This window comes from Bradyrhizobium sp. 155, assembly GCF_023101105.1.
Lineage (GTDB): Bacteria > Pseudomonadota > Alphaproteobacteria > Rhizobiales > Xanthobacteraceae > Bradyrhizobium > Bradyrhizobium canariense_D.
Window position 1 is genome coordinate 3,407,150 of the sequence record NZ_CP064704.1, and the last position, 25,207, is coordinate 3,432,356.

The 25,207-nt window shown below is 64.2% G+C and carries 25 protein-coding genes and 1 pseudogene; 19 read left to right on the forward strand and 7 right to left on the reverse strand.

Annotated features, from left to right (window positions below; genetic code table 11):
- The first annotated feature begins 5 nt into the window (after positions 1 to 5).
- Genes mscL through IVA93_RS16640 form a run of 3 tightly spaced genes read left to right on the forward strand, consistent with a single transcriptional unit; the run spans position 6 to position 1,553 of the window.
- Complete coding sequence (gene mscL / locus IVA93_RS16630) at positions 6 to 422, forward strand: large conductance mechanosensitive channel protein MscL (protein ID WP_162496383.1); 417 nt, start codon at positions 6 to 8, stop codon at positions 420 to 422.
- Between the two features lie 59 nt (positions 423 to 481).
- Positions 482 to 955, forward strand: coding sequence for an SsrA-binding protein SmpB (gene smpB / locus IVA93_RS16635; RefSeq protein ID WP_007603387.1), 474 nt, complete (start codon positions 482 to 484; stop codon positions 953 to 955).
- A gap of 4 nt (positions 956 to 959) precedes the next feature.
- Positions 960 to 1,553 carry a peroxiredoxin gene (locus tag IVA93_RS16640; protein WP_085351429.1) on the forward strand — a complete coding sequence of 198 codons (594 nt, stop codon included), beginning with the start codon at positions 960 to 962 and terminating at the stop codon, positions 1,551 to 1,553.
- Here IVA93_RS16640 and IVA93_RS16645 read toward each other — a convergent pair.
- Positions 1,550 to 2,224 (reverse strand): uracil-DNA glycosylase, encoded by a 675-nt coding sequence (locus IVA93_RS16645; protein ID WP_026233573.1) that lies wholly within the window; start codon positions 2,222 to 2,224, stop codon positions 1,550 to 1,552. The two genes, IVA93_RS16640 and IVA93_RS16645, sit on opposite strands and share 4 nt — an antisense overlap.
- On the reverse strand, positions 2,205 to 2,852 hold the full coding sequence (locus tag IVA93_RS16650) for a LabA-like NYN domain-containing protein (RefSeq protein ID WP_007603390.1): 648 nt from the start codon (positions 2,850 to 2,852) through the stop codon (positions 2,205 to 2,207). The genes IVA93_RS16645 and IVA93_RS16650 overlap by 20 nt, the downstream gene beginning before the upstream one ends.
- 329 nt (positions 2,853 to 3,181) lie before the next feature.
- Between IVA93_RS16650 and rpoZ the strand changes: the two genes are divergently transcribed.
- The 12 genes from rpoZ (at position 3,182) to IVA93_RS16710 (ending at position 15,685) form a co-directional block, all read left to right on the forward strand.
- Positions 3,182 to 3,574 carry a DNA-directed RNA polymerase subunit omega gene (gene rpoZ, locus IVA93_RS16655; protein WP_007603391.1) on the forward strand — a complete coding sequence of 131 codons (393 nt, stop codon included), beginning with the start codon at positions 3,182 to 3,184 and terminating at the stop codon, positions 3,572 to 3,574.
- Positions 3,575 to 3,783: 209 nt separating this feature from the next.
- The gene (locus IVA93_RS16660; RefSeq protein ID WP_026233572.1) at positions 3,784 to 6,069 is read left to right on the forward strand and encodes a RelA/SpoT family protein; all 2,286 of its coding nucleotides are present in this window, start codon (positions 3,784 to 3,786) and stop codon (positions 6,067 to 6,069) included.
- A gap of 45 nt (positions 6,070 to 6,114) precedes the next feature.
- Complete coding sequence (locus tag IVA93_RS16665) at positions 6,115 to 6,867, forward strand: pyridoxine 5'-phosphate synthase (protein WP_026233571.1); 753 nt, start codon at positions 6,115 to 6,117, stop codon at positions 6,865 to 6,867.
- Entirely contained in the window at positions 6,864 to 7,283 is a 420-nt protein-coding gene (gene acpS, locus IVA93_RS16670) for a holo-ACP synthase (protein ID WP_007611179.1), read from the forward strand. Before IVA93_RS16665 ends, acpS begins: the two co-directional genes overlap by 4 nt.
- Before the next feature lie 248 nt (positions 7,284 to 7,531).
- The gene (lepB, locus tag IVA93_RS16675; protein ID WP_018458408.1) at positions 7,532 to 8,296 is read left to right on the forward strand and encodes a signal peptidase I; all 765 of its coding nucleotides are present in this window, start codon (positions 7,532 to 7,534) and stop codon (positions 8,294 to 8,296) included.
- Positions 8,293 to 9,159, forward strand: a complete 867-nt coding sequence (gene rnc / locus IVA93_RS16680) for a ribonuclease III (protein WP_085357520.1) — start codon at positions 8,293 to 8,295, stop codon at positions 9,157 to 9,159. Before lepB ends, rnc begins: the two co-directional genes overlap by 4 nt.
- On the forward strand, positions 9,149 to 10,075 hold the full coding sequence (era, locus tag IVA93_RS16685; protein WP_018458406.1) for a GTPase Era: 927 nt from the start codon (positions 9,149 to 9,151) through the stop codon (positions 10,073 to 10,075). The genes rnc and era overlap by 11 nt, the downstream gene beginning before the upstream one ends.
- Before the next feature lie 21 nt (positions 10,076 to 10,096).
- A complete protein-coding gene (locus IVA93_RS16690) occupies positions 10,097 to 10,477 on the forward strand; it encodes a hypothetical protein (protein WP_018458405.1) in 381 nt (126 codons plus the stop codon).
- A 122-nt stretch (positions 10,478 to 10,599) separates the two neighbouring features.
- Positions 10,600 to 11,352: a DNA repair protein RecO gene (gene recO, locus IVA93_RS16695; protein WP_085353424.1), complete on the forward strand. Its 753-nt coding sequence runs from the start codon at positions 10,600 to 10,602 to the stop codon at positions 11,350 to 11,352.
- A gap of 100 nt (positions 11,353 to 11,452) precedes the next feature.
- Positions 11,453 to 11,737, forward strand: a complete 285-nt coding sequence (locus tag IVA93_RS16700) for a hypothetical protein (protein ID WP_247789873.1) — start codon at positions 11,453 to 11,455, stop codon at positions 11,735 to 11,737.
- A gap of 60 nt (positions 11,738 to 11,797) precedes the next feature.
- Positions 11,798 to 14,056 (forward strand): DNA topoisomerase IV subunit A, encoded by a 2,259-nt coding sequence (parC, locus tag IVA93_RS16705; protein ID WP_247370589.1) that lies wholly within the window; start codon positions 11,798 to 11,800, stop codon positions 14,054 to 14,056.
- An 84-nt stretch (positions 14,057 to 14,140) separates the two neighbouring features.
- A complete protein-coding gene (locus IVA93_RS16710) occupies positions 14,141 to 15,685 on the forward strand; it encodes a GMC family oxidoreductase (protein WP_204511382.1) in 1,545 nt (514 codons plus the stop codon).
- 53 nt (positions 15,686 to 15,738) lie between these two features.
- Here the strand turns inward: IVA93_RS16710 and IVA93_RS16715 are convergent, their stop codons facing one another.
- Complete coding sequence (locus tag IVA93_RS16715; RefSeq protein WP_409363670.1) at positions 15,739 to 16,809, reverse strand: YeeE/YedE family protein; 1,071 nt, start codon at positions 16,807 to 16,809, stop codon at positions 15,739 to 15,741.
- A 1,393-nt stretch (positions 16,810 to 18,202) separates the two neighbouring features.
- Here IVA93_RS16715 and IVA93_RS16720 point away from each other — a divergent pair.
- Positions 18,203 to 18,592: a nuclear transport factor 2 family protein gene (locus IVA93_RS16720; RefSeq protein ID WP_039800398.1), complete on the forward strand. Its 390-nt coding sequence runs from the start codon at positions 18,203 to 18,205 to the stop codon at positions 18,590 to 18,592.
- A gap of 196 nt (positions 18,593 to 18,788) precedes the next feature.
- Here the strand turns inward: IVA93_RS16720 and IVA93_RS16725 are convergent, their stop codons facing one another.
- The 3 genes from IVA93_RS16725 to IVA93_RS16735 form a co-directional block, all read right to left on the reverse strand.
- Positions 18,789 to 19,484, reverse strand: a complete 696-nt coding sequence (locus IVA93_RS16725; RefSeq protein WP_018458398.1) for a DUF899 family protein — start codon at positions 19,482 to 19,484, stop codon at positions 18,789 to 18,791.
- Positions 19,485 to 19,762: 278 nt separating this feature from the next.
- Complete coding sequence (chrA, locus tag IVA93_RS16730; RefSeq protein WP_018458396.1) at positions 19,763 to 21,148, reverse strand: chromate efflux transporter; 1,386 nt, start codon at positions 21,146 to 21,148, stop codon at positions 19,763 to 19,765.
- Positions 21,148 to 21,966, reverse strand: coding sequence for a chromate resistance protein ChrB domain-containing protein (locus tag IVA93_RS16735; protein WP_026233570.1), 819 nt, complete (start codon positions 21,964 to 21,966; stop codon positions 21,148 to 21,150). Before IVA93_RS16735 ends, chrA begins: the two co-directional genes overlap by 1 nt.
- A 195-nt stretch (positions 21,967 to 22,161) precedes the next feature.
- On the opposite strand from IVA93_RS16735, the gene dmeF reads away from it, so the two are divergent.
- The 3 genes from dmeF to IVA93_RS16750 all read left to right on the forward strand — a co-directional run bounded on the left by dmeF (position 22,162) and on the right by IVA93_RS16750 (position 25,000).
- Entirely contained in the window at positions 22,162 to 23,109 is a 948-nt protein-coding gene (gene dmeF / locus IVA93_RS16740) for a CDF family Co(II)/Ni(II) efflux transporter DmeF (protein ID WP_018458394.1), read from the forward strand.
- 89 nt (positions 23,110 to 23,198) lie between these two features.
- Complete coding sequence (locus tag IVA93_RS16745) at positions 23,199 to 24,038, forward strand: N-acyl homoserine lactonase family protein (protein ID WP_018458393.1); 840 nt, start codon at positions 23,199 to 23,201, stop codon at positions 24,036 to 24,038.
- Positions 24,039 to 24,121: 83 nt separating this feature from the next.
- On the forward strand, positions 24,122 to 25,000 hold the full coding sequence (locus IVA93_RS16750; RefSeq protein WP_018458392.1) for a DMT family transporter: 879 nt from the start codon (positions 24,122 to 24,124) through the stop codon (positions 24,998 to 25,000).
- Here the strand turns inward: IVA93_RS16750 and IVA93_RS16755 are convergent.
- A pseudogene (locus IVA93_RS16755) lies at positions 24,997 to 25,189 on the reverse strand (hypothetical protein). The gene IVA93_RS16750 and the pseudogene IVA93_RS16755 overlap by 4 nt on opposite strands.
- Positions 25,190 to 25,207 lie beyond the last annotated feature (18 nt).

The following is a 25,207-nucleotide window of genomic DNA, read 5'->3' on the forward strand; positions in this document are numbered from 1 at the left end:
CGCGGATGCTCACGGAGTTCCGCGAATTCGCCATGAAGGGCAACGTCGTTGACCTCGCGGTCGGCGTCATCATCGGTGCGGCCTTCGGCGCCATCGTGACGTCGCTGGTCGGCGACGTGATCATGCCCATCATCGGCGCAGTTACCGGCGGCCTCGACTTCTCGAACTACTTCACGCCGCTTTCGAGCAAGGTCACCGCCGCAAATCTCGCGGACGCGAAAAAGCAGGGTGCCGTCTTGGCTTGGGGCAACTTCCTCACGCTGACGATCAACTTCATCATCATTGCCTTCGTGCTGTTCCTGGTGATCCGTGCCATGAACAAGTTGAAGCGCAAGGACGAGGCGGAGCCTGCCGCTCCGCCGAAGCCGTCGGCCGAGGTCGAGCTGCTGACCGAGATCCGCGATCTCCTCAAGAAGTCTTGACGCGCGCGCTTCATCCAAACTGTTAGCGTCCTCGCGCATCTCGATCAGGTTTGTCCCCCATGGCCGACAAGAATGAACGTCCGATCAAGGTCATGGCGGAAAATCGCAAGGCCCGCTTCAACTATGCGATCGAGGATACGATCGAGGTCGGCATTGCCCTGACCGGCACCGAGGTCAAGTCGATCCGCAACGGCAAGAGCACGATCGCGGAATCCTACGCCGATTCCAAGGACGGCGAGATCTGGCTGATCAACGCCACCATTCCGGAATATCTTCAGGGCAACCGCTTCAATCACGAGCCCAAGCGGCCGCGAAAACTGCTGCTGCATCGCAAGCAGATCAACAAGCTGATGGGAGCGGTCGACCGCGAAGGCATGACGCTGATCCCGCTCAAGCTTTACTTCAACGAGCGTGGTCGCGCGAAATTGCAGCTCGCGGTTGCAAAAGGCAAGAAGCTGCACGACAAGCGCGAGTCCGAGAAGAAGCGCGACTGGAGCCGGGAGAAGGGCCGCCTGATGCGGGCGAGGGGATAGCGGGATGACTCAGAGAAACCTGCTCGAGGTTGATTGGACCCGGATTCCCGCCCCCGCGGATGACGGCGGCGCCGCGCACCTGAAAGGCATGACGCTGCCGCCGGTCAGCCTGCTCGCCACTGACGACACGTCAGTCGCGCTGTCGGCGCTGCGTGGCCGGACCGTGGTGTTCGCCTATCCGCGCACCGGCGAGCCCGGCAAGATCGCGCTGGTCGACGATTGGGACATGATCCCGGGCGCGCGCGGCTGCACGCCGCAGACTTGCGCGTTTCGCGATCTGTTCGCCGAGCTGAAGGCCGCCGGCGCCGCGCAGGTGTTCGGCCTCTCGACCCAGAGCAACGCGTACCAGACCGAGATGGCCTCGCGGCTGCATCTGCCGTTCCCGGTGCTCTCGGACGAGAAGCTGGCGCTCACGCGCGCCCTGAATTTGCCGACCATGGAGGTTGCGGGCCTGACGCTGATCAAGCGCCTTGCGCTGATCGTCGACGACGCCAGGATCACGCATGTGTTCTATCCGGTGTTTCCGCCCGACCGGAACGCCGGCGATGTGCTGGACTGGCTGAAGGCCAATCCGGCCAAAGGCTTGTCTAGGGATTAGTCGAGGTCGGCCTTCACCTTCGCGAACACGGAGCGGAACATGTCCGGCGTCAGCACGCGGGTGTTCGTGTTGTAGCGGGAGCAGTGATAGCTGTCGTAGAGCCTGAATGCGCCGGCCTGATGCACGGCGCCGTGGCCGAAGGGGGCTTGCGATCCCTTCAGGTTCAGCGGCTTGAGCACGGTGTCGTGCGCAATGCGCCCGAGGGCGACGATCGCGCGCAGGTTCGGCATCGTTGCGAGATTCGCGGCGAGAAACTGCCGGCAGGTGTTGATCTCCACCGGCAGCGGCTTGTTCTGCGGCGGCACGCAATGCACCGCATTGGCGATCCGGCAGTCGACCAGCTTCAGGCCGTCGTCGGGACGCGCCCGATATTGGCCCTTGGCGAATCCGTATTCGAGCAGCGTGGTGTAGAGCAGGTCGCCGGCATAATCGCCGGTGAAGGGACGGCCGGTGCGGTTGGCGCCCTGCATCCCCGGCGCAAGGCCGACGATCAGCAGGCGCGCCTTGATGTCGCCGAAAGGCGCAACCGGTGCATTGTGCCACAATGGCTCGCGCGCGCGGTTCGCCTCGCGAAAGGCGACCAGGCGCGGACAGAGCGGACAGTCACGGTCGGGGACGAGGCTGAGAGGCTGGCGGCTTGACCGGGCCGCCTCACTCCTCGAAGTCGTCATCGCCCCTCGCCGGCGCCATCGTGGTTGCGCGCTGGAGGAACTGCGGAGCGTGGTGGCGCGCCTCGCGGTCGCCGCGGTCACGCGGGGCGGGGCGTTCGGACGGGTCGCGACCGAGCTTGGACTGCAGCTCGACGAGGTCGGTGAAGACGTCGGCCTGCCGGCGCAGCTCGTCGGCGATCATCGGCGGCTGGCTGGCGATCGTGGAAATCACGGTGACCCGCACGCCGCGGCGCTGAACGGCCTCGACCAGAGAGCGGAAGTCGCCGTCGCCCGAGAACAGCACCATCTGGTCGATGTGCTCGGCGAGCTCCATGGCGTTCACGGCGAGCTCGATGTCCATGTTGCCCTTGACCTTGCGGCGGCCGGAGGCGTCGATGAACTCCTTGGTCGCCTTGGTGACGACGGTGTAGCCGTTGTAGTCGAGCCAGTCGATCAGCGGCCGGATCGAGGAGTACTCCTGATCCTCGATGATCGCGGTGTAGTAGAACGCCCTAAGTAGCGTCCCGCGGCTCTGAAACTCCTTCAGCAGGCGCTTGTAATCGATGTCGAAGCCCAGAGTTTTTGCCGTCGCGTAGAGATTGGCTCCATCGATGAAGAGCGCGATCTTGTCGGTAGAGGAAGGTGACATTCAGTTTGCTCGCGTAGAGTTCGTGATTGATCGTTTATTGTTGGCGCGGCGACAGCAAGCCGCGCGCTTCTAAAGTCCCGCCGAAACCCGTCGAAACCGCAAATCCGGAGAAGTCGGGGCAATCAAGGTATAGTTATGGCCAACTTGCACATACCCGGCGCCGCCCTCGCCGGCGGCCCGGGTAACCACCCATCCCAGCGCCAATGTGGGGGTAGCAGAGCCGTTTGGCGAGGCCAAATCACAAATTGGCCTTGCGAAACCCTCCCGGTCCCTATAACTACCGGCATTCATCCACATATTTCGTCCCACCCACAACGGAGCGACAGTCGATGGCTCGCGTCACCGTAGAAGATTGTATCGACAAGGTCGACAACCGGTTTGACCTGGTCCTGCTGGCCGCCCACCGCGCCCGCATGATTTCGTCTGGTTCACAACTAACGGTTGACCGTGATAACGACAAGAACCCTGTTGTGTCTTTGCGCGAAATTGCTGAGACCACCATTTCGCCGGAGGACCTCCGCGAGGAGCTGGTGCACTCGCTGCAGAAGTTCGTCGAGGTCGACGAGCCCGAGCCTGACACTGTGCCGCTGATCGGTTCCGCCGGTGCAAGCGTGGATGCAGACGATACCGAAGTCGCCGTTGAGCGCATGACGGAAGAAGAGCTCCTGAAGGGTCTCGAAGGCCTCGCGCCGCCCGAGGAGCAACCCGAGGAAGACGAGTAAATCGTCCCGTCGCGCTCATCGACTTCTTTGTGATCTGATCAAAGGCCCGAACCGTTGTTCGGGCCTTTGCTTTTGTTGGCGTTTTCGTGGTTACCATAGCGTCGTCGGTTCGCGCCTGTCCCTGTCACTGAATTGATCGGACACGCGCGCGATCGGAGCTAAGATGTATACAACGGGCTCTGTCGTGGTCCGTTTGAAGGCAGGACGGCATGGTATATCGACGCCGCACACCAACGCAGATGCAGGCCGCAACCGAATCGGTTGCCGTGGCCCCGACTGCGCCGGTGGCGCGCCCGGCGAAGCCTCGCGCACGCATGATGCGTCAATATGACCTCGTCGAGCGCGTCAGGTCCTACAATCCCAACACCGACGAAGATCTGCTGAACCGCGCCTATGTCTACGCCATGAAGGCGCACGGCTCGCAGACCCGCGCCTCGGGCGACCCGTACTTCTCCCATCCGCTCGAAGTGGCGGCGATTCTCACCGACCTGAAACTCGACGACGCCACCATCGTGGCTGCGCTGCTCCACGACACGATCGAGGACACCGAAGCGACGCGGGCCGAGATCGACCAGATCTTCGGGCCCGAGATCGGCGCGCTGGTCGAAGGGCTGACCAAGCTGAAGCGGCTGGAGCTGGTGTCGCGGGAGGCCAAACAGGCCGAGAATCTGCGCAAATTGTTGCTGGCCATTGCCGACGACGTCCGCGTGCTCCTGGTGAAGCTCGCCGATCGCCTGCACAACATGCGCACGCTGGACTTCGTGCCGACGGAATCGCGACGGCGCATTGCCGAGGAGACGCTCGATATCTATGCGCCGCTGGCCGGGCGCATGGGCATGCAGGAAATGCGCGAGGAGCTGGAGGACCTGTCGTTCCGGACCCTCGACCCGGAAGCCTATTCGGTGGTGATGCAGCGGCTCGATGCGCTGGCGGAACGCAACCGCAATCTGATCGGCGAAATCGAGGACCAGCTCTCCAACAATCTGCGCCACCGGGGCTTGGGCGCGCGGGTCTATGGCCGCCGCAAGAAGCCATTCTCGATCTGGACCAAGATGGAGCGGAAGTCGGTCGGCTTCGAGCAATTGTCCGACATCTTCGGCTTCCGCGTCGTCGTCAACGACATCGAGGCCTGCTACCGCGCGCTCGGCATCGTCCACACGAACTGGCCGGTCGTGCCCGGGCGGTTCAAGGACTACATCTCGACGCCGAAGCAGAACGACTATCGCTCGATCCACACCACCGTGATCGGCCCCGGCAACCAGCGCGTCGAGTTGCAAATCCGCACCGAGGCGATGGACCAGATCGCCGAGCGCGGCATCGCCGCGCACGTGTTCTACAAGGAAGGCGTGGGCTCGCCGACCGAATTCCTCAAGCGCGAGTCCAATGCGTTCGCCTGGTTGCGCCACACCATCGGCATCCTCTCGGAGAGCGCCAACCCCGAGGAATTCCTCGAGCACACCAAGCTCGAGCTGTTCCACGACCAGGTGTTCTGCTTCACCCCAAAGGGCAAGCTGATCGCGCTGCCGCGCCATGCCAACGTGATCGACTTCGCCTATGCCGTGCATACCGACGTCGGCAACAGCGCGGTGGGCTGCAAGATCAACGGCCAGTTTGCGCCGCTGTCCTCGGAGCTCCAGAATGGCGACGAGGTCGAGGTGCTGACCTCCGAAGCGCAAGCGGCGCCGCCGTCCGCCTGGGAAACGCTCGCGGTCACCGGCAAAGCGCGCGCCGCAATCCGCCGCGCCACCAGGACTGCGGTGCGCGATCAATATGTCGGTCTCGGCCGGCGCATCGTCGAGCGCCTGTTCGAGCGCGCCAAGATCGAATATGCCGACGACAAGCTCAAGGGCGCGCTGCCGCGGCTAGCACGAACCTCGATCGAGGACGTCATGGCGGCTGTGGGACGCGGCGAGATCAAGGCCTCCCACGTCGCGCGTGCGATGTATCCCGACTACAAGGAGGAGCGCATCGCGCGCTACGGCGTCAAGAAGGGGCTTGCCGGCAAGCTCAAGGAGAAGTCGTTCGAACCGCCGCGCACCCCGGTCGCGATTCCGATCCGCGGCATCAATTCCGACCTGCCGGTGAAGTTTGCGCCGAATGGCGGCGCAGTGCCCGGCGACCGCATCGTCGGCATCGTCACGCCGGGCGAGGGCATCACCATCTACCCAATCCAGGCGCCGGCCCTGAAGGATTTCGAAGAAGAGCCGGAGCGCTGGCTCGACGTGCGCTGGGACATCGAGGACTCCGCGCCGCAGCGCTTCCCGGCCCGCATCAAGGTCGAGAATGTCAACGAACCCGGCGCGCTGGCGCAGATCGCGACCGTGATCGCCGAGCACGACGGCAACATCGACAACATCAGCATGCAGCGCCGCTCACCGGACTTCACGGAGACGACGATCGATCTCGAAGTCTACGATCTCAAGCATTTGAGCGCGATCCTGGCCCAGCTGCGCGCGAAGGCGGTCGTCGCCCGCGCCGAACGTGTTAATGGATAGACGCCTTCCGTCATGGTCCATTCCTATGATTCCGTGAGTCCTGAAATGCCTGCACCTCCGCTCCGCCTCGGCGTCAATGTCGACCATGTCGCGACCCTGCGTAACGCGCGCAGCGGCCGCAATCCCGATCCGGTGCGCGCGGCGCTGCTGGCGATCGAGGCCGGCGCCGACGGCATCACCGCTCATTTGCGCGAGGATCGCCGGCACATCCGCGACGAGGACATGGCGCGGCTGAAAGCCGAGATCTCCAAGCCGCTTAATTTCGAGATGGCGGCGACCGAGGACATGATGCGTATTTCGCTCGCCACCAGGCCGCATGCGGTGTGCCTCGTGCCGGAGCGGCGCCAGGAGGTGACGACCGAAGGCGGGCTCGACGTCGTCGGCCAGCACAATGCGCTGGCGCCTTATATCGCGCGGCTGAACGATGCCGGCATCCGGGTGTCGCTGTTCATCGCGGCCGATCCCGCCCAGATCGAGACGGCGGCGCGGCTGCGCGCACCCGTGATCGAGATCCACACCGGCGCCTGGTGCGACGCCGTCGTCGAGGGTCACGCCGACAAGGCCGAGGCCGAATGGCGGCGGATCGTGGCAGGGGCGAAGCTGGCGAAAGAAGCAGGGCTGGAGGTTCACGCCGGACACGGGCTGGACTACGCGACAGCGGAGACGATCGCCGGCTTGCCGGACATCATGGAACTCAACATCGGCTACTACATGATCGGCGAAGCCCTGTTCGTCGGTCTCGCCGAGACGGTTCGCAGCATGCGCGCGGCGATGGACCGCGGCCGGAGCCGGGCATGATCATCGGCATCGGCTCCGATCTGATCGACATCACCCGGGTCGGCAAGGTGATCGACCGCCATGGCGAGCGCTTCCTCGACCGCATCTTCACCGCGGCCGAGCGGGCCAAGGCGGAGCGGCGCGCCAAGAACGAGAAGATGGTGGTGGCAACCTACGCCAAGCGCTTCGCCGCCAAGGAGGCCTGCTCCAAGGCACTCGGCACCGGCATCAGGCGCGGCGTGTGGTGGCGCGACATGGGGGTGGTCAACCTGCCGGGAGGGCGGCCAACCATGCAATTGACGGGCGGGGCGCTGGCCCGGCTCCAGGCCCTGACGCCCGAAGGGTTCGCGGCGCAGATCGACCTGTCGATCACCGATGACTGGCCGCTGGCACAGGCCTTCGTCATCATTTCGGCCGTGCCGCTGGCCAAACCCTGACGGTGCTCCGATAATTTTATAATTCGCATTCAAAATCAAGCGCTTATGCAGTTTTGACGCGATCCTTGATTGCGTGGTCTCCGACAACCGTCTAAAAGTCCGCGGACGCAAATCAGGCTGGGCGAATTCGGCTTTACGCCGGAATTGGCCCTCATTATCAGAATCAGGACAATCTCCTTGGGCCGCGAGCGATGGGCTGTTCGCGGGAGGAGGGCGCGCTGTGACCGCCCGCCGGAATTGAGAGAGCAATGAGCGTGACTTCAGGAACGAAAACTGAGAGCGGCATCGGCGAAACGATCCGGGTCGTGATCCACGCTCTCCTGATCGCTCTGGTGATCCGCACCTTCCTGTTTCAGCCGTTCAACATCCCATCCGGCTCGATGAAGGCGACACTGCTGGTCGGCGACTATCTGTTCGTCTCGAAATATTCCTACGGCTACAGCCATTACTCGATCCCGTTCTCGCCGCCGCTGTTCTCGGGGCGGATCTGGGGCTCGGACCCGAACCGCGGCGACATCGTCGTATTCCGCCTGCCGAAGGACGATTCCACCGACTACATCAAGCGCGTGATCGGCCTGCCCGGCGACCGCATCCAGATGCGGGACGGGCTGCTCTACATCAACGACACGCCGGTCGAGCGGCAGCGCATGAGCGAATTTGTCGGCGAGGACCCCTGCGGCGCCGAAGGCAGCGGCGTCTCCCGGGTGAAGCGCTGGAAGGAAACGCTCCCGAATGGCGTGTCCTACGAGACGCTGGACTGCGCCGACAACGGCTACGTCGACAACACCAACGTCTACACCGTGCCGACCGGCCACTTCTTCATGATGGGCGACAACCGCGACAACTCCACCGACAGTCGCTTCCTCGGCCAGGTCGGCTACGTGCCGCAGGAGAATTTGATCGGGCGCGCCCAGATGATCTTCTTCTCGATCGCCGAAGGCGAGCATGCCTGGATGTTCTGGCGCTGGCCCTGGGCGGTGCGCTGGAATCGCTTCTTCAAAATCGTCCGATGAAAGACGAAGCCAAGGACATCGCGATCCTACCGACCGAGGCGCAAGCGGGCCCCGACGGCGAAGCTGCGACCAAGACTCTTGATACCAAGACCCTTGAGGTCAAGACGCCTGAGATCAAGACGCCCGCAAAGAAGAAGCGGGTGCGGAGCAGCAAGGTCAGGGGCTCGGATGCGAATGCGGGGCTCGAGGCACGCATCGGCTACAGCTTTGCCGATCCGAACCTCTTGATGCAAGGCATCACGCATGTCTCCGCGCTGAAGTCCGGGCGCAAGCGCGGCGACAGCTATCAGCGGCTGGAATTCCTCGGCGACCATGTGCTCGGGCTCGTCGTCTCCGACATGCTCTATCACGCCTTCCCGAACGCCGACGAAGGCGAGCTGTCCAAGCGACTTGCCGAACTGGTGCGCAAGGAGAGTTGCGCCGATGTCGCCAAGTCGCTCGGTCTGCTCGACGACATCAAGCTCGGCTCGGTCGGCTCCAGCGCCGACGCGCGCCTGCGCAAGAGCGTGCTCGGCGACATCTGCGAGGCCGTGATCGGCGCCGTCTTCCTAGACGGCGGCTACGCGGCAGCGGCCGATTTCGTCAAGCGCAACTGGACCGAGCGCATGCACAAGCCGCGACGTCCCTTGCGCGATCCCAAGACCGTTCTCCAGGAATGGGCACAGGGCAAGGGATTGCCGACGCCGGTTTATCGCGAGGTCGAGCGCACCGGCCCGCATCACGATCCGCAATTCCGCGTCGCGGTCGACCTGCCGGGGCTGGCACCGGCGGAAGGCATCGGCGGCAGCAAGCGCGCGGCAGAGAAAGTGGCAGCTTCAGTGATGATCGAACGTGAAGGCGTTGGCGGCGGCAATGACGGTTGAAGCAAGCGGCGAGGCGCCCACTGCCACGCGCTGCGGCTTCGTCGCGCTGATCGGCGCGCCGAATGTCGGCAAATCCACGCTGGTCAATGCGCTGGTCGGGGCCAAGGTCACGATCGTCTCGCGTAAGGTGCAGACCACGCGCGCGCTGATCCGCGGCATCGTGATCGAGAACAACGCGCAGATCATCCTGGTCGATACGCCCGGAATCTTCCTGCCCAAGCGCCGGCTCGACCGCGCCATGGTCTCGACCGCCTGGAGCGGCGCGCATGACGCCGACCTCGTCTGCGTGCTGCTGGATGCCAAGGCCGGCATCGACGAGGAAGCGGAGGCAATCCTCACCAAGGTCGCCAGCGTCAAGCACGAGAAGATTTTGGTCATCAACAAAGTCGACCTGGTCCAGCGCGAGAAGCTGCTGGCGCTGGCGCAGGCTGCCAACGAGCGCATGGCCTTCGCAAAGACGTTCATGATCGCGGCGATCTCCGGCGACGGCGTCGATGACCTCAGGCGTACACTGTCCGAGATCGTACCGCCGGGGCCGTTCCTCTATCCCGAAGACCAGATGTCGGACGCGCCGATGCGGCAGCTCGCGGCCGAGATCACGCGCGAGAAGATCTTTCGCAAACTGCACCAGGAACTGCCCTACCAGTCCACCGTCGAGACCGACAAGTGGGAAGAACGCAAGGACAAGTCGGTGCGCATCGAGCAGACGATTTTCGTCGAGCGCGAAAGCCAGCGCAAGATCGTGCTCGGCGCCGGTGGCGCCACCATCAAGTCGATCGGCGCGGACTCGCGCAAGGAGATCGGCGAGATCCTGGGCGTGCCGGTGCACCTGTTCCTGTTCGTCAAGGTGCGCGAGAACTGGAGCGACGATCCCGATCGCTACCGCGAGATGGGCCTGGAATTTCCCAAAGAATAACCAAGAAAAGATCGGTCGACGATGAGCGTACCCAGCAACGTACGGCGCTTCGAAGCGTTGCTCTATGCATCGTTGATGCTGGATGCCTTGTCGGTGGCGGTGCAGGACCGCACGCCGACTGCCGAGATGACCGAACAGATGATCATGACGTCGTCGCTGCTCGCCGGCGGCATGATCCTGCTGCTGGTGTATTTCGTCCGGCTGGCCGCGCACGGGCGCAAGAACTGGCCGCGCTGGGTGCTGGCGGCAGCGCTCGTGCTGTCGGTGATCTCGCTCGGCCAGATCATCGGCGAGAAAGGCATGGAACTCGACAGCGCCATCGAGATCGTCTCCTGCGTGCTGACCGCGATGGGATTGTATTTCTCGTTCCGCGGCGACGCGCAGGGCTGGTTCAACGCGTGAGGCCGTGTCGGGTGGATTGGCGGCGCGCAATTCACCTTCCAGGCGTGCCCCCGCGATTGGCCGATTAGGCCTTCGGCCAATCCGCCCTACGATTGAAGACCGGAATCCGCTAGACTTCACCGATGGAATGGACCGACGAAGGCATCGTGCTGGGGGTGCGGCGGCATGGCGAGAGCAGCGCCATCGTCGAGTTGCTAACCCGTGCCCACGGCCGCCATCTCGGTCTCGTCCGCGGCGGCGCCGGCTCTCGGATGCGTCCGTTGCTGCAGCCCGGCAACAGCCTCCGCGTGGTATGGCGGGCGCGGCTCGACGAGCATCTCGGCACCTATGCCATCGAGGGCCTCAAGCTGCGGGCGGCGACGCTGCTGGGATCATCCCACGGCGTCTACGGCATCACCCATCTCGCCTCGATCGCGCGGTTGCTGCCGGAGCGCGATCCGCACGAAAACCTCCTGGCGCTGCTCGAACATTCGCTGGACGATTTCGACGACATCGGCAGCGCGGCCGTGCACGTGATCCATTTCGAACTGGCAATGCTCACCGAACTCGGCTTCGGGCTGGCGCTGGAAAACTGCGCGGTGACAGGAGAGACCACCGACCTGATCTACGTCTCGCCCAAATCCGGCGGCGCGGTGTCCCGCGGGGCGGGCGAGCCGTGGCGCGACCGCCTGTTGCGGCTGCCACCGTTCCTGCGCCAAAGCGAGGTGCAGGGCGACCTCACCGATCAGGATCTCCAGGACGGCTTTCGACTGACCGGCCTGTTCCTGCTGCGCCACGTGCTGGAACCACGCGGGCAAGGCCATTCCGATGCGCGGGCAGGCTTCATCAACGCGCTGACGCGACAGCAGGCAAAGGCCGCCATTCCCGCGCCATGAGCTTGGCGCGGCTCTGCGTTGCCTCAGTGGACCAGCCCTTGCTGGAACAAAACTCGGTTCCCCGGACTTGCCATTTTGGGTTCCAACCGGGGATAGCCTCATGCTGATCAAGGGACTTGTGATATCGGCAGCGCTGATTGCGCTGGCGCCGGACGCCCTCGCGGGTGAGCAGCCGGGCGTCTTTCGCCGTGCTTCCTGTACCGTCGTCAGATTCTATGTGGCTAAATATTCCGCTGCAGCCGCAGAGGCATGGGCACGGTCCAAAGTGGCGACGGAGGCCGAGATCGACACCGCGCGGCGGTGCCTGACCAATGCCCCGGCCACCACGCAGGCTAAAGCCGCGCCACCCACCCAGACCTTCACCGCAGGCTGGGCCGGCCAGTAGGCCGCCACAGGGAACCAATCGATCCTTGCCCGATTCGCTTCCACGGTTTAACCGGGCGGCATGGGAAAACGATTGATTCCGCCGGAGGAACCGGCCGAAATTCACGAGGTGCCGCTGCGTGAGGCGTTGGAAGAGCGCTATCTCGCCTACGCGCTCTCCACCATCATGCACCGCGCGCTGCCGGATGCGCGCGACGGCCTGAAGCCGGTACACCGGCGCATCCTGTATGGCATGCGGCTGCTCCGGCTCGACCCGGGCACGGCATTCAAGAAGTCCGCCAAAATCGTCGGCGACGTGATGGGCTCGTTCCATCCGCATGGCGACCAGGCGATCTACGACGCCATGGTGCGGCTGGCGCAGGACTTCTCCTCGCGCTACCCGCTGGTCGACGGCCAGGGCAATTTCGGCAATATCGACGGCGATAATCCCGCCGCCTATCGCTACACCGAAGCGCGCATGACCGACGTCGCGCGGCTTCTGCTCGACGGAATCGATGAGGACGGCGTCGAATTCCGCCCCAATTACGACGGCCAGTCGAAAGAGCCGATCGTGCTGCCCGGCGGCTTCCCGAATCTGCTCGCCAATGGCGCGCAAGGTATCGCAGTCGGCATGGCGACCTCGATCCCGCCGCACAACGCCGCCGAGCTCTGCGACGCCGCGCTGCATCTGATCGAGAAGCCCGACGCGAAGTCGAAGGCCTTGCTGAAATGGGTCAAGGGTCCGGACTTTCCAACCGGCGGCATCTGCGTCGATTCCAAGCAGGCGATCGCTGAAGCCTACACCACCGGTCGCGGTTCGTTTCGCGTCCGCTCCCGATGGGAGCAGGAAGAGGGCGCGCGCGGCACCTGGGTCGTCGTCGTCACCGAGATACCCTTTCTGGTGCAGAAGTCCCGGCTGATCGAGAAGATCGCCGAGCTGCTGGACCAGAAGAAGCTGCCGCTGGTCGGCAATATCAGGGACGAGTCGGCCGAAGACGTTCGCATCGTGATCGAGCCGAAATCGAAGAACGTCGATCCCGCGCTGATGATGGAATCGCTGTTCCGGCTGACCGAGCTCGAAAACAAGATTCCGCTGAACCTCAACGTGCTGATCAAGGGCCGCATTCCCAAAGTCGTTGGGCTCGCGGAGTGCTTGCGCGAATGGCTCGACCATCTGCGCGACGTGCTGATCCGTCGCACCAACCATCGCAAGGCCGAGATCGAGCGCCGGCTGGAGATCCTCGGCGGCTTGCTGATTGCCTATCTGAACATCGACGAGGTGATCAGGATCATCCGCAATGAGGACGAGCCGAAGCCGGCGCTGATCAAGGCGTTCAAGCTCACCGAGGTGCAGGCCGAAGCCATCCTCAACATGCGGCTCCGAAGCCTGCGCAAGCTCGAGGAGATGGAGATCCGCGGCGAGGACAAGGATCTTCGCAAGGAGCTGAAGGGCATCGAGGGACTGCTGGCGTCCGAACCCGAGCAGTGGAAGAAAGTCGGCGAGCAGGTCGGCAAGGTTCGCGACATGTTCGGACCGAAGACCCCGCTCGGCAAGCGCCGCACCACCTTTGCCGACGCGCCAGAGCATGATCTCGCTGCGATCGAGGAGGCACTGGTCGAGCGCGAGCCGGTGACGGTGGTGGTCTCCGACAAGGGCTGGATCCGCACTCTCAAGGGCCATGTCGAGGATCTCTCGGGGCTGGCCTTCAAGCAGGACGACAAGCTCGGATTCGCGTTCTTCGCGGAAACGACCTCGAAGCTGCTGCTGTTCGCCACCAACGGAAAATTCTACTCGCTCGATGTCGCAAAACTTCCGGGCGGCCGCGGTCATGGCGAGCCGATCCGCCAGTTCATCGATCTCGAGCCGGAGGCCGCGCCGGTCACGCTGTTCGTCAACAAGGGCGGACGCAGATTCCTGGTCGCGAGCCACGAGGGCCAAGGGTTCGTCGTCAGCGAGGACGATTGCGTCGGCACCACCAAGAAGGGCAAGCAGGTCCTCAACGTCGACATGCCGAACGAGGCGCGCACAGTCACCGAGGTGATCGGCGACACCGTCGCGGTCATCGGCGAGAACCGCAAGATGCTGGTGTTCCCGCTCGACCAGGTGCCGGAGATGGCGCGTGGCCGCGGTGTGCGTCTGCAGAAGTACAAGGACGGCGGCCTCTCCGACATTGCAGTGTTCGACGCCAAGACGGGCCTGACCTGGAAGGACTCCGCCGGCCGCGAATTCTCCGCGACCATGAAGGAGCTCGCCGAGTGGAAAGGCTCTCGCGCGGACGCCGGCCGTCTGCCGCCGAAGGGATTCCCGAAGTCGAACAAGTTCGGCAGGGGGATCGGGTAGTCGGGCGACAGTCTGGTTCCGCCGGTGCGCGCGGTCTGATACCGTCCGCCATCCCGGTGTTCTGGAACGTTGAGAAGTAGCGCGATGTACGATGTCATTGTTGTCGGCGGCGGCTCGGCCGGCGCTGCTGTTGCGGCGCGGCTCTCGGAAGATCCCGCACGGCGCGTCCTGCTGCTGGAGGCGGGTCTGGACTGGCGCGCCGACGAGGCGCCCTGGGAGGTGATGACGCCAAATCCCATCCCGATCATCCACAAGCGCGAGTACCAGGAGAAGTGGCAATGGCCGGATCTTCTGACGCGCCGTGTGGCCGGCCAGGAGCCGCGCTTCTACTGGCGCGGCAAGGGGCTCGGCGGCTCGTCGATGATGAACGGCCAGATCGCCATCCGCGGCGTCGCTGCTGCGTTCGACGAGTGGGCCGCCAATGGCTGCACCGGCTGGTCGGCCACGGACGTGATGCCGTTGTTCTCGGTGATCGAGGATGATCTGGACTTCGGCGACGCCGCCGGCCACGGCCGCGGTGGACCGCTGCCGGTGTATCGCGCGCCGGCGGAAAAATGGGGGCCGATCGACCGCGGCTTGCGCGATGCGGCGTTGGCCAGCGGCTATCCCTGGTGCGCTGACGTCAACGGGCCTGACGGCGAGGGCGTCGCCTGCTATCCCATCAACAGCCGCGACAGCCGCCGCATCACCACCAACGAGGGTTATCTGGAGCCCGCGCGGGGCCGCGCCAATCTGGAAATTCGCGGGCATGCGCTGGTCGACCGCGTGCTGATCAGCGACGGCCGGGCAACCGGCCTCCGCGTCCACATCGAAGGGCAGGGGACCAGCGACATCAGCGCGCGCCAGATCGTGCTGTGCGCCGGCGCCATCCACAGTCCGGCGATCCTGCTGCGCTCGGGCATCGGACCTGCGGATGAGCTGAAGGCGATGGGGATTGCGGTCGAGCGGGACTTGCCGGTCGGCCGGCACTTCTTTGACCATCCGCTGTTTCGCGCCACGATCCAGCTCCACGAAAATCTGCGGCCGACCGATCCGGACACCCGCCATACCAATTGCTGCGTGACCTATTCGTCGGGCCTCGCCGACGGCGGCAAGCGCGACATGATCCTGATCGCCTTCAATCACCGCGGCATCGGCGTGCCGGGCGCGATCGGCGCCGGGCTGTTCAACGCGTATTCGCGTGGTTCGCTCAAGCTGGCCTCGACCGACCCCGCGATTGATCCTGTCGTCGAGGAAAACATGCTGGCCGATCCCCGCGACATGTTGCGCATGAAGGATGCGGTGAAGCGGCTCGCCGTGATCACCTCCCAGCCGGCGCTATCAGGCATCGTCGACTGGATCCGGCTCGCGGACACCGATCTGACGCTGCCGCAAGCCGCGGCCTTGCCGGAGCATGAACTGGATGCGCTGCTGCGCCGTGAGACCGGCGATATCCAGCACGCCGCCGGCAGTTGTCGTATGACCGGCTTTGAGAGCGCCGACGGCGTGGTCAACCCTGACGGCACCGTGAAGGGCATCTCCGGCCTGCGCATCGCCGACGCCTCGATCATGCCATCGGATTGCCGGGCCAACACGCATTTCACGACCGTGGTGATTGGCGAGGCGATCGCGCGGATGATGATGCGTTAGGTTCAATCGTCGTCCGCCATGGCGGTCTGATGAAACCGCGCGCAGACGAAAACCTACCGCTCGACGGCCAAGCCGAACAGCGGTCGGAGATGTGTCCCCAGAATGTTGCCGACGAAAGCCGCCACCAGCCAGCACCAGCCATGCAGGCTGCCCGATGCGATCCCGCTGAAATAAGCGCCGATATTGCAGCCATAGGCGAGCCGGGCGCCATAGCCGAGAAGCAGGCCGCCGATGATGGCGGCGAGGAGCGAGGATGCGGAGATGCGCCATGTCGGATGGAATTTGCCGGCGAGGCCTGCGGCCAGCAACGCTCCCAGGATGATGCCGAAATCCATGACGGAGGTGATGTCGGCGAAGACGCTTTGGTGCAGCGAGGTCGCGCGAGCGCCCTGCCAATAGGGCCATGACGCGACGTCGACGCCGAGGCTCATCAGGATCTTCGATCCCCAGAGCGCGAAAGCGGAGGTGATGCCCCAGGGACGTCCCGCAAGATACAGCGTGGCGAAATTTCCGATCGCGAGCAGGATCGCGCCCCACAGCAGCGGCCATGGCCCCTGCATGAAGCGGCGCGCGCCGCGGAGCTTCGTCCGCGCTCCCGGCTCGAGTTCGCCGTGGCGGCCGATCTCGGCCCTGAGGGTGATGAGATAAATTGCAGCCATAACAGCCCAGCAGAGCACGAGCGCCGGCAGCCATCCGAGCCGTTCGATCAACGAGACGGCGCCGATGTTCGGCAGTGCGCTCCACCACGGCAGATGCAATGCACCGAGCGTCGATCCGGCGATGAAGGCCGCCAGTGTCACAAGCATGCGGGTGTTGCCGCCGCCGGCGGTATAAAGCGTTCCCGACGCGCAGCCGCCGCCAAGCTGCATTCCAAGGCCGAACAGGAATGCCCCGGTGAGCATGCCCACGCCCACCGCGCCGAGCTCGCCACGCACGGCGACGCCGAACAGAGTGCCTTGCGCCAGGGCCGGGAAGAAGAGGGCGGTTGCCAGCACAAGCATGACCATTTGGGCGCGAAGGCCGGCGCCTCGTCGTGCGACAATGAAGACGCGCCAAGCCGAGGTGAACCCGAACAGCGCATGGTACAGCGTCAGGCCAAGTGCGCCTCCGAGAAGAAACAACAATCCCTGTTGCCACGAAATCGTGCCTGACAAGGCCGCTGCGCCCGCCAGCCGCCGCGACAGCGACGACCGTGAGATTGGCGCCGTGCCGGTCATTGTCAGGGGCAAGCAGCCGCGCATCGATAGATAGATCGGTCATGGCTCATCCAAAAGCGGATTTCTTCGGCAGTGAGAGCTAACCGGGGCGAATTCTCCCCGTTCCAATCTTTCGACCTTGGAACTGATGCGATAGCGCTAGCCTGTCATGCCCAGGCTCGACCGGGGCATTCAGTACGCCGCGGCCTCTCTTCTCAAATCTCGACTGTCTCGGGCTACCGGGTCGCCCGGTCAAGCCGGGCGACGACAGCGAGAGTGGGCAAGATTAGTCGTCGCGCCGATGCACGTTTCAAACGGCGGACGAGAGTTCGCGATCTCGCGGCGCGTTCCGCCCGAGTCTTGCGTCGTCGCATCGCCCTCATTGAGACAAGGGCGCAGGGAAGGCCGGGCGCCGGCTGGCACCCGCAGGTCCGTGCGCGATAGAAATGCACACGGGGTGGACCACAGGTTCGCCGGATCGCCCGGCCTTCCGTGCACGATGGTTTTAACGTGTCCTTCGTGCTCTCCTCGGGGAGCGATGCACTATTGCCCCCGTCGCCATGCAGATGACTGATGCGCGCGGCCCGGTTGGGCCGCCACATCACCGCAGGACTTGACGCACAGACCCCGGGCGTCAGGACCACACGACTTGTTCGTCCGCGCACGTCCTCGCTGGGACTTCGGGTGCTGGCGTGTGCTCACACCCGAAGCCATGCCAAGACGCTTTCGGCATCGTGTCGTAGGCACGAAAGCCATTGCTCACAGCCGAAGCCGCCCTGCAATGCCTATTATGCCCGACGCCGTCGCGTCCATCGCTGCCCAGCCCGCGGTTCGTGACGATCGCGATCCGCCCCTTGTCTCGGGCCAGGGTATGTCGCTTGTACGTCAAATCCGAATTTCGGTAAAGTGGAATATTTTACGAGGTGGGCTTGACGGGCGATGTGGCGGAAGTGGTCGTCGCTGTTTTGCCCGACGGGCACGGGCAGGCGAGGACGACGGCTTCGCCCAAAGAGTTGAGACGGCAGCTTTTGAGGACAGAGAGTAAGTCCGCCGGCGCGGTCATCATCGACGGCTTGTGCCCCTGGACGGACATTCAACGGAAACCTCGAAATTCCTCATGGAATTCTGGCCAAGCGCGTGCAGCGCGAGCCCGGAACGATTTTTACCGAAGGTTGTTAAGGCTCAAATTATCTGATGTCGCTTCTATCGTGGCATGACGCCAGCAAGGGAAGGCGCTTTCGCCCAGCTTGAGGCCCCGAGCTCTTTGTTGAAGAGTCGCGGTCGGCCTTACGTTCGGTCGAACTCTAAAAGGAAAAACGGCATGACGAAAAGCACGCTCGATCTGGCACGTGCCAGGTTAAAGGCATACGTCGATAAGGATCGGACAGCGATCGAAGCGCTTCTTGCGGACGACTATCACTTCTCAAGTCCAGTCGACAATGAGTTGGATCGTGCGACTTATCTGCGCCGTTGCTGGCCCAACAGCGAGAAGACCAATTCGTTCGATGAAGTCATCGCGACCGAGGATGGAAGCCGAGCAGTCATCGTCTATGAGGCAGCTGCCGCAGGGGGGCACAGGTTTCGTAATTGCGAGGTAACCACTGCTCGCGGAGACAAGATCGTTCGGGTGGAAGTCTACTTTGGATGGGATATGCCTCACAAAGCGCCGAAAGGCGGCTCCGTCGAAAATGACGGCGAGGGTCACGCTTAGCGGGATGCCGGTCGAGCTACGATCAACAACGCAGCTTTGGCATTTGTAGGCCCTTGGTCTCATCCCATGCGCGGTCATCCACGTCTCGACCTCGTCCGGGTTCGTCAGGATCACAGGCATCGCTTTCGCGCGGATGGCATTGCAACATGCTAGCGAAGCCGCGCGCGCATTATCACTATCACTGACGGCAGGAGGCTCAGTAAGCGAGCTTTGGGTACCAGTCGGTGCCGCGGCCTTCTGGCGTGGTATCGAGGATGGTCCAGAGCGGATCGAAGTCGGGCGCGCCGCGCGGATCCTGTTGGGGGTCGGCCATCGTGCCGCTCATCTCGCCGGACCAAAAATGTCGGATCGTGCCGTCGCGCTGTGTGAACACGCTGTAGCCGGGCACGTCGGCATCCTCGGCGCTGACATAGTCGCGCGTGTAATCGCCGGAGATGTCAGAGAAGACCTTGTGCCGCGTCCAGCCGCGCGCCTTCTTTGCCTCGATCAACCTGGCGATCGGTGACCGCGCGATGAAGACGAACCCGATACGCTGCTCGATGTCGGGTAATTTGTGCTCCCATGTGCTCATGAATGAGGTGCACATCGGGCAGGGCGTCTGCCGCTGCGGCCCGAACATGTAGCTGTAGACCGCGAGCGTCTGCTTGCCGTCGAACAAATCGGCGAAATTCACTTTGCCATTCTCGCCTTCAAACACGTAGTTTTTCTTCACCTCGCCGCCGGGCGGAAGCGCCCGGCGCAGTTCAGCGACACGCTCGATCTGACGACGCAGCTCGATCTCCTTCGTCAGGAGGTCTTGCCGGGCGCGGCGATAATCGACGCTTTCGTTGGGAAAATGAGCCTTGTTCGTACCAGCAAGCTCCGAAGCAGGCTTCAGGATGGAACTATCCATTGCATGACCTCTGGTTGGGGCCGATATCTGGGAAGACGTCCGGCGGCACCTCGTTCCGACACCTTCGCTCAACTATTTGGAAAGCGCTCGGTTGGTCCAAAAGATCCTGCTGCGGGTCGCTGCGGTGTTTCGAGCGCGCGTGGCCTCTAGGCCAAACGCCTGCTCATCAAGGTCGGTCCTTGGGTCCTTGCCCCTGAGCATAGTCGCCATGCAACCCTGACCGCTTAGCGATGCCTTCCATTGGCAAACCGGACGTGACGAACCAATCAGTCGGTGTCCTAGATCACCCCCGCCAGCCGCAACGCCACGCCCGCCGCGCAACTGCCGGCCAGCACCGTCAACATCCCCAGCTTGAACCGGAAGATCGCAGTTGCCGCCGCGATCGACAGCAGCAGCGCGGGGATGTCGATGCTGGTCAGCACCGGCATGTCGAAGTCCAGCGGAAACGCATGCACCGGCACGGTCTCGCGGAACAGCGTGTGCAGCGCGAACCAGATCGAGAGGTTGAGGATCACGCCGACGACGGCGGCGGTGATAGCGCTCAGCGCGCCCGCAAGCCCGGTGTTGCCGCGCAGCCGTTCGATGTAGGGAGCACCGACAAAGATCCAGAGGAAGCAGGGCGTGAAGGTGACCCAGGTCGCGAGCAATCCGCCGAGCGTGGCCGCAAGCATCGGCGACAGACCGCTGGCGTCGCGGTAGGCGGCCATGAAGCCCACGAACTGGAGCACCATGATCAGCGGACCCGGCGTGGTCTCGGCCATGCCGAGGCCGTCGAGCATCTCGTGCGGCTTGAGCCAGTGATAGTGCTCGACCGCCTGCTGGGCGACATAGGCCAGCACCGCATAGGCGCCGCCGAAGGTGACCAGCGCCATTTTCGAGAAGAACAGCGCGATGTGGCTGAAGACATTGTCCTGTCCAACAGCGAGCAACAGCGCGATCACCGGCACCAGCCAGAGCGCCAACCACAACGCGCCGACGCGAATAGTGCGCGCGGTGTTGGGGCGTACATGCTCGGGCACGGCGTCGCCGAGCATGCTGTCGATCACGGCGCTGCTGCCGCTAGCGCCGTGACCGGCCGGCGCGAATTCCGGACGTCCCTGTTTGGCACCGATATATCCGATGACGCCTGCGGCGATGATGATGACCGGGAAGGGGATCGCGAAGAAGAAAATCGCGACGAAGGCGATCGCGGCGAGCGCGATCATGATGCGGTTCTTCAATGCGCGCTTGCCGACTCGCACCACGGCCTCGACGACGATGGCGAGCACGGCGGCTTTCAAGCCGAAGAACAGCGCCTCGACGAAGCTGACATTGCCGTAGGCGGCGTAGACGTAGCTCAGTCCCATGATGGCGATGATGCCGGGCAGGATGAACAGCCCGCCCGCCATCAGGCCGCCGGCGGTGCGGTGCATCAGCCAGCCGACATAGGTCGCGAGTTGCTGCGCCTCCGGGCCCGGCAGCAGCATGCAGTAATTGAGCGCGTGGAGGAAACGGGCTTCCGAGATCCAGTTCTTCTCCTCGACCAGGATGCGGTGCATGACGGCGATCTGGCCCGCGGGCCCGCCAAAACTCAGGCAGGCGACGCGGAGCCAGACGCGAAAGGCTTCGCTGAAGCTGACGCCGTGACCGGCATCAGCTCCTGCTTCGATCGTGCGGGTATCCATCAAGCCTTCGCCTTGTTGGTCGGCCAGTTGTGGGTCTCGGACGTGGCGTCACGGCACCAGCGATAGAAGGCGTCGTAGAGCAGCATGCCGGCCTCGAGCTGTTCGAGGTCGTCATCATACATCCGCGACAGCCCGAGCGAAGCTGCGAGCAGGCCGGGCGCCTCCGGCGCAAGGTCGGGCCGCCCGGTGTCGGCGCCGCGCACCAGTGTTGCGAGCCGGAGCAGCGCCGGCGCTGCAATCCCGAACTCCTCGATCATCACGTCGAAGGTGCAGAGCTCGCCACGGTGGCTCCAGAACACGTTCTCGATGTCGAAGGGGGCTGCCTTGAAGCGTTCGCCGACGGCGACCACTTCGGAGGGCGCCACGAACAGGAACACCGCATTGGGATCGACGAAGCGGCGGATCAGCCAGGGGCAGGCGATGCGGTCGACCTTGGGCCGCGCCCGCGTCACCCAGACGGTGCGTCCCTTGGCGTCGCGCGGCGGCAGCTTGCGGGTATCGAGCAGCGGCAGCTTTGCGTCCTTCCAGCCCTCGAAGCCGCCTTCCAGCGTCTCGGCCTGGACCCCAAGCTGCCTGAGCCAGGCCGCCGTGCCCTGCGCCAGCTTTGCGCCGCGCAGGCAGGAGACGATGGCGGTGCGGCCGGCGAATTCGGCACCCCATTCCGGAACATTGTCGTGGCTGAGCTTGATCGAACCTGGGATCAACCGCCGGTCGGCGGCAAAATCCTCGTCGGTGCGCACGTCGATCAGGGCAGGGGCGTTCGCCGTGCCGATCAACCGTGCCAATTTGTCAGATGATATCGTCGTGTAGGAAGACATGATGCGCCCTCGTAAGAACAAACGGGACGCGATACTTGGGCATGTCGCCTCGTGGGGAGATCGCTCAAATCCCCATGGCCGTCATTACACCGAAACGGCACCTACCTGTCAATCGGCTCATTCCGGCGATTTTGCCCAGAAGACTCGCAGGTCTATATTAGGGGTCAACGGCCCGGACCTTTCGGAGACTTTGCGATGCATTCCCATTCCATCGAACAATGGACCCATGACCACGCCTTTCTGGGCGACAAGCACGACGAGAACGAGCGGCGCACCTTGCTCGTCGTCATCCTGACGCTGGTCATGATGGTCGGCGAGATCGTCGCCGGCTCGCTGTTCGGCTCGATGGCGCTGCTCGCTGATGGCTGGCACATGGGCACGCATGCGGCGGCGCTGGGGATTGCCGCGTTCGCGTATCGCTTTGCGCGGCGGCATCTGGGGAGCTCGCATTTCAGCTTCGGGACCGGCAAGTTCGGCGATCTCGCCGCCTTCGCCAGCGCGATCATCCTCGGCCTGATCGCGGTCGAGATCGCCTATGAGAGCGTGCTGCGGCTGATCAATCCGGTGCCGATCGTCTATGGCGAGGCGATCGTGGTCGCTGCCCTCGGCCTGTGCGTCAATCTCGCCAGTGCCTGGCTGCTCCGCGACAGCCATGGTCATCACCATCACGGCCATGCGCATGATGATCACGACGATCATGACCATGATCACCACCACCATCACGACAACAATCTCCGCGCGGCCTATGTCCACGTCATGGCGGACGCAGCGACCTCGGTGCTGGCGATCGCCGCGCTCGTGGTCGCCATGTATTCGGGATGGGCCTGGGCCGATCCGGCGGTCGGCCTGATCGGCAGTGCCGTGATCGCAAGCTGGGCGTTCGGCCTGATCAAGACATCAGGCGCGGTGCTGCTCGACGTGCGCGCCGACGAGAAGCTCGAGCGTGTGATCCGGGCGCGCATGGAGATCGGTGACGACCGCGTCACCGATTTGCATCTGTGGCAGGTCGGCCCCGGCCATTGCGCCGTGCTGGTGTCGGTGGTCTCGGACAAGCCGAAGCAGCCGGCGGTCTACAAGAAGCGGCTCGCCGGGCTGAAGGGCCTCAGCCACGTCACCGTCGAGGTCGAGACCTGCCCGCACTGAAGCGGTCTGCGGGAATTCTGCGAACGGACCGGGGTTGACCCTCGGTCACAGCCGACAAGACAGCCGACCTGGCTGCAAGGGAGGAACGAATGATGCCAAAGATCAAAAAGATCAAGCTCGCCGTCGTTGTCGCTGCACTCGTTCTGTCCGGTCATGCGGTGCTCGCGCAGTCCGAAAAGACCGGTGTCGAAAAACTCTACGTGCTCAATTGCGGCGAGGGCACCGCCGGCGACATCTCGCGCTGGACGCCCGGTCTCAATGAGGGCAAGACGATGGACTTCGTCGACAGCTGCTATCTCGTGAAGCACGCCAAGGGCTGGTTCCTGTGGGATACCGGCATCGCCGACGCAGTCGCCGCGATGCCGAATGGCCTTGCGCCCGCCGATCCCAAAGCCGTGACCTGGCGCCGGCCGAAGACGCTTGCCGCGCAGCTCGAACAGCTCGGCCTCAAGCCCGGTGACGTCAAGATGATGGCCGTCTCGCACACCCATCCCGACCATACCGGCAATGTCGAGCTGTTCCCGCAGGCCATGCTCTATGTGCAGAAGGCCGAGTATGACTGGCCCGGCGCCAACAACGAGCCGCGCTTCAAGCCGTCGCATCCGGTCGAGCTGCTTGCGGGCGACAAGGACGTGTTCGGCGACGGCAGCGTGACCATCCTGTCGACGCCCGGCCATACGCCGGGACACCAATCGCTGCTGGTGACGCTGCCGAAGACCGGCGCCGTCGTGCTGTCGGGCGATGCGGTGCACTTCAAAGACAATTGGGACAACCGCCGTGTGCCGAGCATGAACGCCAACAAGGACCAGAGCGCGGCCTCGATGCAGAAGATCGCCGACACGCTCGGCAAGGAGAAGGCGCAACTCTGGATCAACCACGACAAGATCCAGCGCGACAGCCAGAAGATGTCGCCCGAGTTTTACGACTAGCTTCCCGCGACGCCCCTGTTGCCACTACGGTGGCAGCAGGGGCGTGCTAGCGCCCTCAGCAAGCTCCGCAACGGGAGACGATTGTGGGTGAGTGGGCCGGGGTTGCGATCGCGCTGGCGTCGAGCAGCCTTGGCGGCACTGCCGCGGCGATCACCCGCTATCTGGTCGGCGGCGCCGATCCGATCCTGCTCGCGATCCTGCGCTGGGGGATCGGCTTTCTCTGCCTGCTGCCGTGCGCGCTTCTGCTCGGCGTGCGCTGGCCGCAGCGGTCCGACTGGCCGGCCGTGGCGCTGCTCGGCATCTGCTTTTTCGGCGTGTTCTTCATCCTCTACAACATCGCGGTGTCCTACACGACCGCCGCGCGCGCCAGTCTCGCGCTGGCGACGCTGCCGCTCCACACCATGGTGGTCGGCGCCATCCTCGGCGTCGAGCGGCTGACGGCGCGCAAGATCACCGGCGTCGGCATCGCGGTGCTCGGCGTGGCGGCGGCACTGGCCGCGGGCCTGGCGCAAAGCCCGCCCGAGGCCTGGCGCGGCGAGCTGATCATGACCGGTGCCGTGTTCTGCATGGCGTTCTACAACGTGCTGTCGCGCCCGCTGATGCAGCGCTCCAGCCCGCTCGGCTTTCTCACGGTCGGCATGGGAGCAGGCGCCGCCGTGCTGGTGCTTGCGGGTATCGTGAAGGGCAGCTTTGCAGCGCTGGGGCAGTTCACGACGGCGCAGTGGATTGCCGGCATCTATCTCGGCATCGGCGGCGGTGCGCTCGCCTTCGTCCTCTGGGTCATGGCGCTGGCGCGCGCGACGCCGACCCGGGTCGCCAATACGATGACGGTCAATCCGATCGCCGCCACCTTGCTCGCCGCGCTGCTGATCGGCGAGCCGATCACGCCAAATCTACTGATCGGGCTGGTCGCCGTGTTCGCCGGCATCTGGATCGCGACCGGCGAAACGAAGCCGGCCTAGGTGCGCGGTGCCGTGACCGGCGGCGGGCTCGCTTCCGGCGCCTTCTTCGGTTTCAGCGAGCCGGCGTAGAAGGAGATCAGCCAGACCAGGATGACGGCGAGGAGATAGACACCCCAGGCCTGCGGCGGGCGTAGTCGCCCAGCGCAGGAGGCCTTTGAATGTGCGGGGTGGGCGCGTGTCTTCGGTCATGCTGCGCTTGTGCGCGAA

What these genes read in the sequence shown, in the direction of transcription:
- mscL (WP_162496383.1), top strand. Translation starts at nt 6, where the DNA reads ATGCTCACGGAGTTCCGCGAATTCGCCATGAAGGGCAACGTCGTTGAC.
- smpB (WP_007603387.1), top strand. Translation starts at nt 482, where the DNA reads ATGGCCGACAAGAATGAACGTCCGATCAAGGTCATGGCGGAAAATCGC.
- IVA93_RS16640 (WP_085351429.1), top strand. Translation starts at nt 960, where the DNA reads ATGACTCAGAGAAACCTGCTCGAGGTTGATTGGACCCGGATTCCCGCC.
- IVA93_RS16645 (WP_026233573.1), bottom strand. Translation starts at nt 2,224, where the DNA reads ATGACGACTTCGAGGAGTGAGGCGGCCCGGTCAAGCCGCCAGCCTCTC.
- IVA93_RS16650 (WP_007603390.1), bottom strand. Translation starts at nt 2,852, where the DNA reads ATGTCACCTTCCTCTACCGACAAGATCGCGCTCTTCATCGATGGAGCC.
- rpoZ (WP_007603391.1), top strand. Translation starts at nt 3,182, where the DNA reads ATGGCTCGCGTCACCGTAGAAGATTGTATCGACAAGGTCGACAACCGG.
- IVA93_RS16660 (WP_026233572.1), top strand. Translation starts at nt 3,784, where the DNA reads ATGGTATATCGACGCCGCACACCAACGCAGATGCAGGCCGCAACCGAA.
- IVA93_RS16665 (WP_026233571.1), top strand. Translation starts at nt 6,115, where the DNA reads ATGCCTGCACCTCCGCTCCGCCTCGGCGTCAATGTCGACCATGTCGCG.
- acpS (WP_007611179.1), top strand. Translation starts at nt 6,864, where the DNA reads ATGATCATCGGCATCGGCTCCGATCTGATCGACATCACCCGGGTCGGC.
- lepB (WP_018458408.1), top strand. Translation starts at nt 7,532, where the DNA reads ATGAGCGTGACTTCAGGAACGAAAACTGAGAGCGGCATCGGCGAAACG.
- rnc (WP_085357520.1), top strand. Translation starts at nt 8,293, where the DNA reads ATGAAAGACGAAGCCAAGGACATCGCGATCCTACCGACCGAGGCGCAA.
- era (WP_018458406.1), top strand. Translation starts at nt 9,149, where the DNA reads ATGACGGTTGAAGCAAGCGGCGAGGCGCCCACTGCCACGCGCTGCGGC.
- IVA93_RS16690 (WP_018458405.1), top strand. Translation starts at nt 10,097, where the DNA reads ATGAGCGTACCCAGCAACGTACGGCGCTTCGAAGCGTTGCTCTATGCA.
- recO (WP_085353424.1), top strand. Translation starts at nt 10,600, where the DNA reads ATGGAATGGACCGACGAAGGCATCGTGCTGGGGGTGCGGCGGCATGGC.
- IVA93_RS16700 (WP_247789873.1), top strand. Translation starts at nt 11,453, where the DNA reads ATGCTGATCAAGGGACTTGTGATATCGGCAGCGCTGATTGCGCTGGCG.
- parC (WP_247370589.1), top strand. Translation starts at nt 11,798, where the DNA reads ATGGGAAAACGATTGATTCCGCCGGAGGAACCGGCCGAAATTCACGAG.
- IVA93_RS16710 (WP_204511382.1), top strand. Translation starts at nt 14,141, where the DNA reads ATGTACGATGTCATTGTTGTCGGCGGCGGCTCGGCCGGCGCTGCTGTT.
- IVA93_RS16720 (WP_039800398.1), top strand. Translation starts at nt 18,203, where the DNA reads ATGACGAAAAGCACGCTCGATCTGGCACGTGCCAGGTTAAAGGCATAC.
- IVA93_RS16725 (WP_018458398.1), bottom strand. Translation starts at nt 19,484, where the DNA reads ATGGATAGTTCCATCCTGAAGCCTGCTTCGGAGCTTGCTGGTACGAAC.
- chrA (WP_018458396.1), bottom strand. Translation starts at nt 21,148, where the DNA reads ATGGATACCCGCACGATCGAAGCAGGAGCTGATGCCGGTCACGGCGTC.
- IVA93_RS16735 (WP_026233570.1), bottom strand. Translation starts at nt 21,966, where the DNA reads ATGTCTTCCTACACGACGATATCATCTGACAAATTGGCACGGTTGATC.
- dmeF (WP_018458394.1), top strand. Translation starts at nt 22,162, where the DNA reads ATGCATTCCCATTCCATCGAACAATGGACCCATGACCACGCCTTTCTG.
- IVA93_RS16745 (WP_018458393.1), top strand. Translation starts at nt 23,199, where the DNA reads ATGATGCCAAAGATCAAAAAGATCAAGCTCGCCGTCGTTGTCGCTGCA.